We start from the raw sequence: 7,404 nt of genomic DNA, 5'->3' as shown, positions 1-7,404 counted from the left end.
CTAACTACCCTCTCGCCAGGCCCGCCACAGTCGTGCGTACCGGCCGCCCAGAGCCACCAGTTCCTCGTGCGTCCCCTGCTCCACGACCCGTCCGGCGTCGAGCACGGCGATCCGGTCCGCAGCCATCGCCTGGGTGAGCCGGTGTGCCACGAACAGCGTGGTACGGCCCGCGCAGGCGGCCATCACGGCTCGCTCCAGCTCGGCCGCGCCCTCGCTGCCGGCCTCCGCGGTCGACTCGTCGAGCACCACCACCGGCGCCCTCCCCAGCACCAGCCGGGCCAGGGCGATCTGGGCGACCTTGGTGACGTCCAGGCGCTCACCACCCTCACCGACCGGGGTGTTCAGCCCGTCGGGCAGCGCGGCGACCCAGCCCTCGGCGCCGACCGTGCGCAACGCCTCCCTCAGCTCCGCGTCGCTCGCCCCCGGCGCGGACAGCCGCAGGTCGTCGGCGAGCGGGCCGGAGAAGACGTGCGTCTCCTGCGTCAGGATGCTGACCAGGGCCCTCGCCCCGGCCTCGTCCAGGTCGGCCAGATCGGTCGTCCCGATGCGCACCGACCCGGCCTGCGGGGTGCCGATGCCGGCGATCAACGCGGCCAGCGTCGTCTTGCCCGCGCCCGTGGCGCCCACCAGGGCGAGCGACCCTCCGGCCGGGATCGACAGGTCCACGTCCCGCAACACCGGCTCCTCGGAGCCCGGGTAACGGAACGTCAGCCCCTCGACCGTCACCGGGTACGCCCCGGCCCGGGCCGCCGTGACGGACTCGTCGCCGACCAGCCGCGCCTCGGCGGACTCCCCCAGCACCCCGACCAGGCGGGTCAGGCTCGCGCCCGACTTCTGCGCCTCGTCGAAGGTGAACATGATGGCGCCCAGCGGGGTGAACAGCCGGTGGAACAGCAGCGGAGCCGCCGACACCTCACCCAGGGTGGCCGCGTCGGCCTCCAGCAGCGCGTACCCGACCAGCAGGATCAGGACCAGACCGATGAACTCGGCGCGGTTCTCCCGGCCGACGAACCGGCCGAAGAACCGGAACACCTCGATACCGAGCTCGCGCACCCGCCAGGACTCGGAGGTGACCTTCTCGCGGAAGGCGCCCTCCAGGCGGTAGGCCCGGACCGTGTCGATGCCGTTCAGGCCGCTGATGAACGCCTGGGCACGGTCGGCCTGGGCCACGCGCTGCTTCCGGTAGAGCGGGGCGGAGCGGGGCAGGTACCAGCGCAGCGCCAGCGCGTACGCGGGCAGCGCGCCCGCACCGGCCAGACCGAGCCGCCAGTCCAGCCCGAACATGCCGACGGTGGCGATGACGACCAGGACGCCCGCCGAGAACACCGTGGGGACGGCCGTGCGGATGCCCTTGGAGATGACGGCCACGTCGTCTCCGACCCGGGAGAGCACGTCCCCCCGGCCGACCTGCTCGATCCGTGCGCTCGGCATGCCGAGCACCGCGCGGACGGCGCCTTCGCGCAGCCGCGCGAGCAGATCCGCGCCCAGCCGTCCGATCAGGTACGTGGAGACCGCGGTGGCCGCCGCGCCGAGCAGCGCGGCGGCACCGATGAGCACCCCGATCGTGATCAGGACCGAACGGTCCTCACCCCCGACGACCCCGTCGACCACCTGGCCGAGCAGGAGCACGGGGAGCACCTGGAGCGCCGCCCCCGCGACCGTGGTGAGCACGGTCGCGGTCGTCAGCCCGGGCATCGCGCGGCAGTGGTCTGCGACCCAGCGGGCGGCCTCGCGTCCGTTCGTCGTGCGCAGGGCCGCCGGGGCGACGCGCGTGTCGGTGGTGCCCACTTCCCTACTCGACCGACTTGACGAGCTCGTCGATCGCGTACGGCATGGACAGCAGGGTGCCCTGGGAGATGGCCGCGCCGACCGCCGGTCCCTCGCTGTCGAGCAGGTAGGACACGTTGCCCTTCTTCACGGCGTCGAGGTTGGCGAACAGCTTGAACTTTTTGAGCGCCTCGGTGTCGGCCTTGTCGTTGATGACGAAGATGTGGTCGACGTCGACGAGGTCGATGCGCTCGGGCGAGAGCGTGGTGTAGAAGTCGCCGCCCGCGACCTTGTCGATCTCGGTCTGGTACGTGTAGCCGATGCCGGTGACGAGCCGGCCGCGCACGTCGGTCGAGGTGAAGGGCGCCACCGAGTCCTTGTACCAGGACAGTGCGACCGCGGTCTCCTTGCCGAGCTCGGGGTGATCCTTCTTGGCCGTGTCGAGCCGGCCCTGGATGTCGTCGACCATCTTCTGGCCCTCGTCGGCCTTGCCGAGGGCCTTGGCGATGTGCAGGGCGTTGTCCTGCCAGGGAGCGCTGAAGGGCTCCTTCTCCCCCTTGGTGCGGGCCACCGTCGGGGCGATCCTGGAGAGCTTGTCGTAGGCGGCCTGGTCGATCTCGGAGTACACCGCGACGATCAGGTCGGGGCGAAGGGCCGCGATCTTCTCGTAGTTGGGGCCGGAGTCGCCGTTCTTCATGACGACCTCGGGCTTGGTGTCGCCCCACTTGTCCTTCACCCAGGGCCACTGGGTGTTGATGTCGGGGCTCTTGCCGGGCGGGTTCGGGTACTGGTCGACCATGCCGACCGGCTTGATGCCGAAGGCCAGGACGGTCTGGTCGTCCGTGTAGCCGACGGTGACGACCCGCCGGGGCGCCTTTTCGACCGTCGTGGATCCGAACGCGTGCTCCACGGTGACCGGGAAGTCACCGGCGGCCGCGGCCTGAGTGCCCTTGTTCTCGCCGTCCGCCGAGTCCGCCGAGCCGGAACCGCATCCCGCGAGGAGACCGACGCCGAGGGCGGCGGCGGACAGTACCGCTGCCAGCCGCCGCCATGGCTTCCCGGGCGTCGTTCGATGGAGGAGCATCCACATCCCCTTGCTTTCGCGCCAGTTCCTGCACCCTCGCCTAAGGGCAGCCAAACCTTACCGCGCGGCAGTGAGGTTAGCCTAGCCTTACTAAGTGTCCTGCGCCGGAAGGTGCCCCGGCCGCACATGGGCCCGCCCGATCGGCACGATGAGCGGCCGGTCGCCGACCGGGTCGTCGATGACCCGGGCGCGCAACCCGAAGGCCTCGTGCAGCAGTTCGGCCGTGACGACGTCACGCGGATGCCCCTGCGCCAGGATCGACCCCTCCCGCATCACCACGAGGTGGTCGCTGTAGCGCGTCGCCAGGTTGAGGTCATGCAGCACCATGACGACGGTGCACCCGGACTCGTGCAGATCGTCGACCAGGTCGAGGACGTCGAGGGCGTGTGCCAGGTCCAGATAGGTCGTCGGCTCGTCCAGCAGCAGCAGATCGGTGCCCTGAGCCAGCGTCATCGAGATCCACACGCGCTGGCGCTGCCCGCCCGACAGCGCGTCGACCGGGCGGTCGGCGAGGTCGGACACCCCGGTCATGGCCAGGGCGCGCTCCACCACGTCGGCGTCGTCGGACGACCACTGCCGCAGCCAGCTCTGGTGCGGGTGACGGCCCCTGGCGACCAGGTCGGCCACCGTCAGCCCCTCCGGCGCGACCGGCGCCTGCGGCAGCAGTCCCAGCTTCTTCGCCACGTCCCGGGTCCGGAGCCTGCCGATGTCCTCGCCGTCCAGGACGACCGTCCCGCCGGCCGGCTTGAGCAGCCGCGACAGCGTGCGCAACAGGGTGGATTTCCCACAGCCGTTGGGGCCGATGATCGTCGTGATCACGCCCGGCGGTATCGCCACGTCGAGCTTGTCGATGACGACCCTGCCGCCATAGCCGACCGTGACACCTCGGGCTGCGAGCCGCGAAGCGCCGCCGACCGCGGCCTCGGTGACGGACTGTGCGACCACGGGTCCCCCCTTGCTCGGGTTCAGCTGACTCTTGTACATCTACCGCAGGTTCGCCCGCACCAGCAGATAGACGAGGAAGGGCCCGCCTATCGCGGCGGTGACCACGCCGACCGGGAGCGAGACCGGCAGCGCCGTGCGCGCGATGAGGTCCGAGCCGGTCAGCAGCAACGCGCCGGTCAGGCCCGAGGCCACCATCGGCGGTGTGGGCCGGCGCGCCAGACGCATCGCCACCTGCGGTGCCACCAGCGCGACGAACGGCACGGGGCCCGCCGCACTCACCGCCACACCGGCCAGCAGCACCGCGCACAGCAGCAGGACCGCCCGCACCCTCCCGTACCGGACGCCCAGACCCGCGGCGACCTCGTCGCCGAAGTGCATCGGCCTGAACTGGAAGGCGACGCAGGAGACCACGGCCAGGAGGACGAGCCCACACCACAGGGCCGTGCGGACCTCGCCCCAGGAGCGGTCCTCCAGCGAGCCGACCAGCCACGCCTGGGCCCGGGCCACGTCCCTGATGTCGGCCGTGACCAGCAGCCAGGTCGTGATCGCCTCCATCACGGCGCTCACCGAGATGCCGATGAGGATGAGCCGGAAACCGTCCACCCCGCGCCGCCAGGCCAGGAAGTACACCAGCAGGCCCGTGCCGAGCCCGCCCCCGAGCGCCGCGGCCGGGAGACCGGCGGAGTTGACGATCGCCGCGGCGGTCCCGCCGGAGACGGTCACCAGGAACACCGCGACGGCGCTGGCGCCCGAGGTGATCCCAAGGACGTCCGGGCTGGCCAGCGGATTGCGCGCGATGGACTGGGTGAGCGCCCCGGACACCCCGAGCGCGATGCCCACGACCAGTCCGGCCAGGGCACGCGGCATCCGCAGGTCCATGATGACGAACTCGTCGACCTGCTCACCCCGCCCGAAGAGCGTGGCGATCACCTGCGGGAGGCCTACGGGGAAGTCCCCGACGCCGATGGACACGCAGAACACCAGGAAGGTCGCCGCCGCGAGCAGCAGCGTGACGCACAGCAGCCAGGGCCGCCAGACGAACGACACCCGGCCGAGCCGTACGCCCGGCGGCAGGGACGGCTTCACCTCGGTCACGTTCATGCTTTCCTGAACTTTCCGCGCCATACGAGCACCGCGAAGAAGGGGGCGCCGAGCAGCGCCACGAGGACGCCGGCGTCCAACTCGCCCGGCCGCACGACCAGTCGGCCGACGATGTCGCACAGCAGCAGCACGACGGCCCCGAGCAGCCCGGCGTACGGCACGAGCCAGCGGTAGTCCGGGCCGGTCAGGTACCGGGCCACGTGGGCGACCATGAGGCCGAGGAAGGCGATGGGGCCGCACGCGGCCGTCGTGGCGCCCGCCAGCAGGGTGATGGCGGTGATGCCGACGGTCCGGCTCAGCGCGATGTTCACGCCCAGGCCCCTGGCCACGTCGTCGCCGAGGTTGAGCAGGTTGAGGGAGGGCAGCGTGGTCAGGGCCAGCACGAGCCCGGCGCCGATGAACGCGGTCACCGGCCAGATGACGTCGAACCCGGAACCGGCGAGGGAGCCGGCGTTCCAGAACCGCAGGGCGTTCAGCGCCGCCTGGTCCGACAGCGCGACGGCGGTGGTCATCGCCGCGAGGAACACCGTGACGCCCTGGCCGGCCAGGGCGAGGGTGAGCGGGTTGCCGGCCCCGCGCCCGATGCTCGCGAGACCGAACACCACGACACCGGCGACGGCAGCGCCGGCGAACGCGAACCAGACGTACTGGAAGGGGTTTCCCAGCCCGAAGACGGAGATCGCCACCACCACCGCGAACGAGGCGCCGGAATTCACGCCCAGCAGGCCGGTGTCGGCGATCGGGTTACGGGTGAACCCCTGGATCAGCGCCCCGCCGACGCCGAGGGCGATGCCCGCGACGACCCCGAGGACCGTGCGGGGCACCCGTACGGTCTCGACGATGAGCCTGATCTCCGTGAGCCGCCGGTCGGGGTCCGGGGCGCCGAACAGTCCGTGCCACACCTCGGCGGGACTCAACGCGCGAGCACCGACGGCCAGCGAGAGGACGGCGGCGATCACGAGGACCGCCAGAAGGGTGCCGAGACCCACGACCCGCCGGCGACGGGCCGCTGTCGGGCCCTTGACCGGGGGGCGCTCCACTGCAGCAGTCGTGCCCATGTCGACGTACGTTATCCCTTGCGCGGTGGGCGAGTTGACCGGACGGCGTCCGTCTAGCGGGCGGCGCTGCCCATACCGTCGGCGACCGTGTGCGTCCGGCCGGCGGTGGGCTCGGCCCTGCGGCCGAGGAGGGAGTCCAGGATCTCGCCCACCCTGATGGCGGTGTTGGAGAGCAGCGACGAGGTGATGCCGTGCGTGTGCTCCGTGCCGCCCTGCAGGTAGATGCCGCAGCGCAGGGCCGGGTCGGCCGCGATGCGCCAGTCGCGCTCGACGCGGACGCGGCCCTCGTCGTCGCGCAGGCAGCGGTCGGCGACCTCCCCGAGCAGGCTGGTGGGGTCGACGGGGCTGTAGCCGGTGGCGAAGACCACGACGTCCGCGTCCAGATCGGTCTCCTCGCCGGTGACCAGGGACGTCACCGTGGCGCGGACGCTCGACGGGGTCTCCTTGACGCCGGTGAGCCGGGAGACGTTGAGGAACCGCAGCCGCTCGGTGCCGAGCACCTTCTCCTGGTACGACTGCCGGTAGAGGTCGTCGATGAGGTCGATGTCCACCACGGAGTAGTTGGTGTTGCCGTGGTAGTCCATCAGCCGGCGCTTGACGTCCTCGGGCGCGGCGAAGTACTCGTCGACGGCCTGCGGGTCGAAGATCCGGTTGGCGAAGCTGCTGTCGTCGGCCGGGCTGTAGCCGTAGCGGGAGAAGACGGCGCAGACCTCGGCCTCGGGGAAGCGGCGGTGCAGGTAGGCGACGTTCTCGGCAGCGCTCTGGCCGGCTCCCACGACGACGAAGCGGGAGGGCGAGGCGCCCTCCAACTCATCGACCCTCGCCAGCAGTTCGGAGTTGTGCCAGACCCGCTCGCCGCGCTCCACGCCCTCGGGCACGAGGGGACGCAGGCCGGTACCGATGACGAGGTTGCGGGCCCGGTGGACCTCGAGGCCGCCGCCGGACCGGACGGTCACCTCCAGGTGGTCCACGACGCCGTCCCGGGTCACGGGCGCGACGCCGACGACCTCGTGGCCGTAGGAGACCATGTCCTCGACCTGGGCCGCGGCCCACTCGAAGTAGTCGTGGAACTCCACGCGCAGCGGGAACAGGTTCTTGTGGTTGATGAAGTCGATCAGCCGGCCCTTGCTCTGCAGGTAGCAGAGGAAGCTGTACTCGCTGGCCGGGTTCCGCAGCGTCACCAGGTCCTTGAGGAAGGAGACCTGCATGGTGGCGTCGTCGATGAGCATGCCGCGGTGCCAGCCGAAGCGGGGTTGCTGCTCGAAGAAGTGAGCGGTGATCGCCTCCTGCCCGCCGACGCGGGTGTTGTGCTCGCGGAGCGCGATCGCCATGGCCACGTTGGACGGCCCGAAGCCGATTCCGATCAGGTCGTGGACCGGTGATGAGTCACCGGGAAGAACCTGCGACATGTCACTCCCATCGTGCGGGGCAGCCGCGCGTGTCAGGTGT

The 7,404-nt window shown here is 71.3% G+C and carries 6 protein-coding genes; all 6 read right to left on the bottom strand.

The window, feature by feature from the left end:
* Entirely contained in the window at nt 1-1,788 is a 1,788-nt protein-coding gene (locus FDO69_RS15975) for an ABC transporter ATP-binding protein (protein WP_104780488.1), read from the bottom strand.
* A 4-nt stretch (nt 1,789-1,792) separates the two neighbouring features.
* Entirely contained in the window at nt 1,793-2,851 is a 1,059-nt protein-coding gene (locus FDO69_RS15970) for an iron-siderophore ABC transporter substrate-binding protein (protein WP_104780571.1), read from the bottom strand.
* A 90-nt stretch (nt 2,852-2,941) separates the two neighbouring features.
* Nucleotides 2,942-3,796, bottom strand: coding sequence for an ABC transporter ATP-binding protein (locus FDO69_RS15965; protein ID WP_104780570.1), 855 nt, complete (start codon nt 3,794-3,796; stop codon nt 2,942-2,944).
* Nucleotides 3,797-3,835: 39 nt separating this feature from the next.
* Nucleotides 3,836-4,897, bottom strand: coding sequence for a FecCD family ABC transporter permease (locus FDO69_RS15960; RefSeq protein WP_104780487.1), 1,062 nt, complete (start codon nt 4,895-4,897; stop codon nt 3,836-3,838).
* Nucleotides 4,894-5,955 (bottom strand): FecCD family ABC transporter permease, encoded by a 1,062-nt coding sequence (locus FDO69_RS15955; RefSeq protein ID WP_104780486.1) that lies wholly within the window; start codon nt 5,953-5,955, stop codon nt 4,894-4,896. The genes FDO69_RS15960 and FDO69_RS15955 overlap by 4 nt, the downstream gene beginning before the upstream one ends.
* Before the next feature lie 53 nt (nt 5,956-6,008).
* Nucleotides 6,009-7,364 carry a lysine N(6)-hydroxylase/L-ornithine N(5)-oxygenase family protein gene (locus FDO69_RS15950; RefSeq protein WP_104780485.1) on the bottom strand — a complete coding sequence of 452 codons (1,356 nt, stop codon included), beginning with the start codon at nt 7,362-7,364 and terminating at the stop codon, nt 6,009-6,011.
* Nucleotides 7,365-7,404: the final 40 nt, after the last annotated feature.

This window comes from Streptomyces tibetensis (assembly GCF_007655005.1).
In the GTDB taxonomy this organism is placed as follows: domain Bacteria; phylum Actinomycetota; class Actinomycetes; order Streptomycetales; family Streptomycetaceae; genus Streptomyces; species Streptomyces tibetensis.
This window is presented reverse-complemented; position numbering and strand designations above follow the sequence as displayed.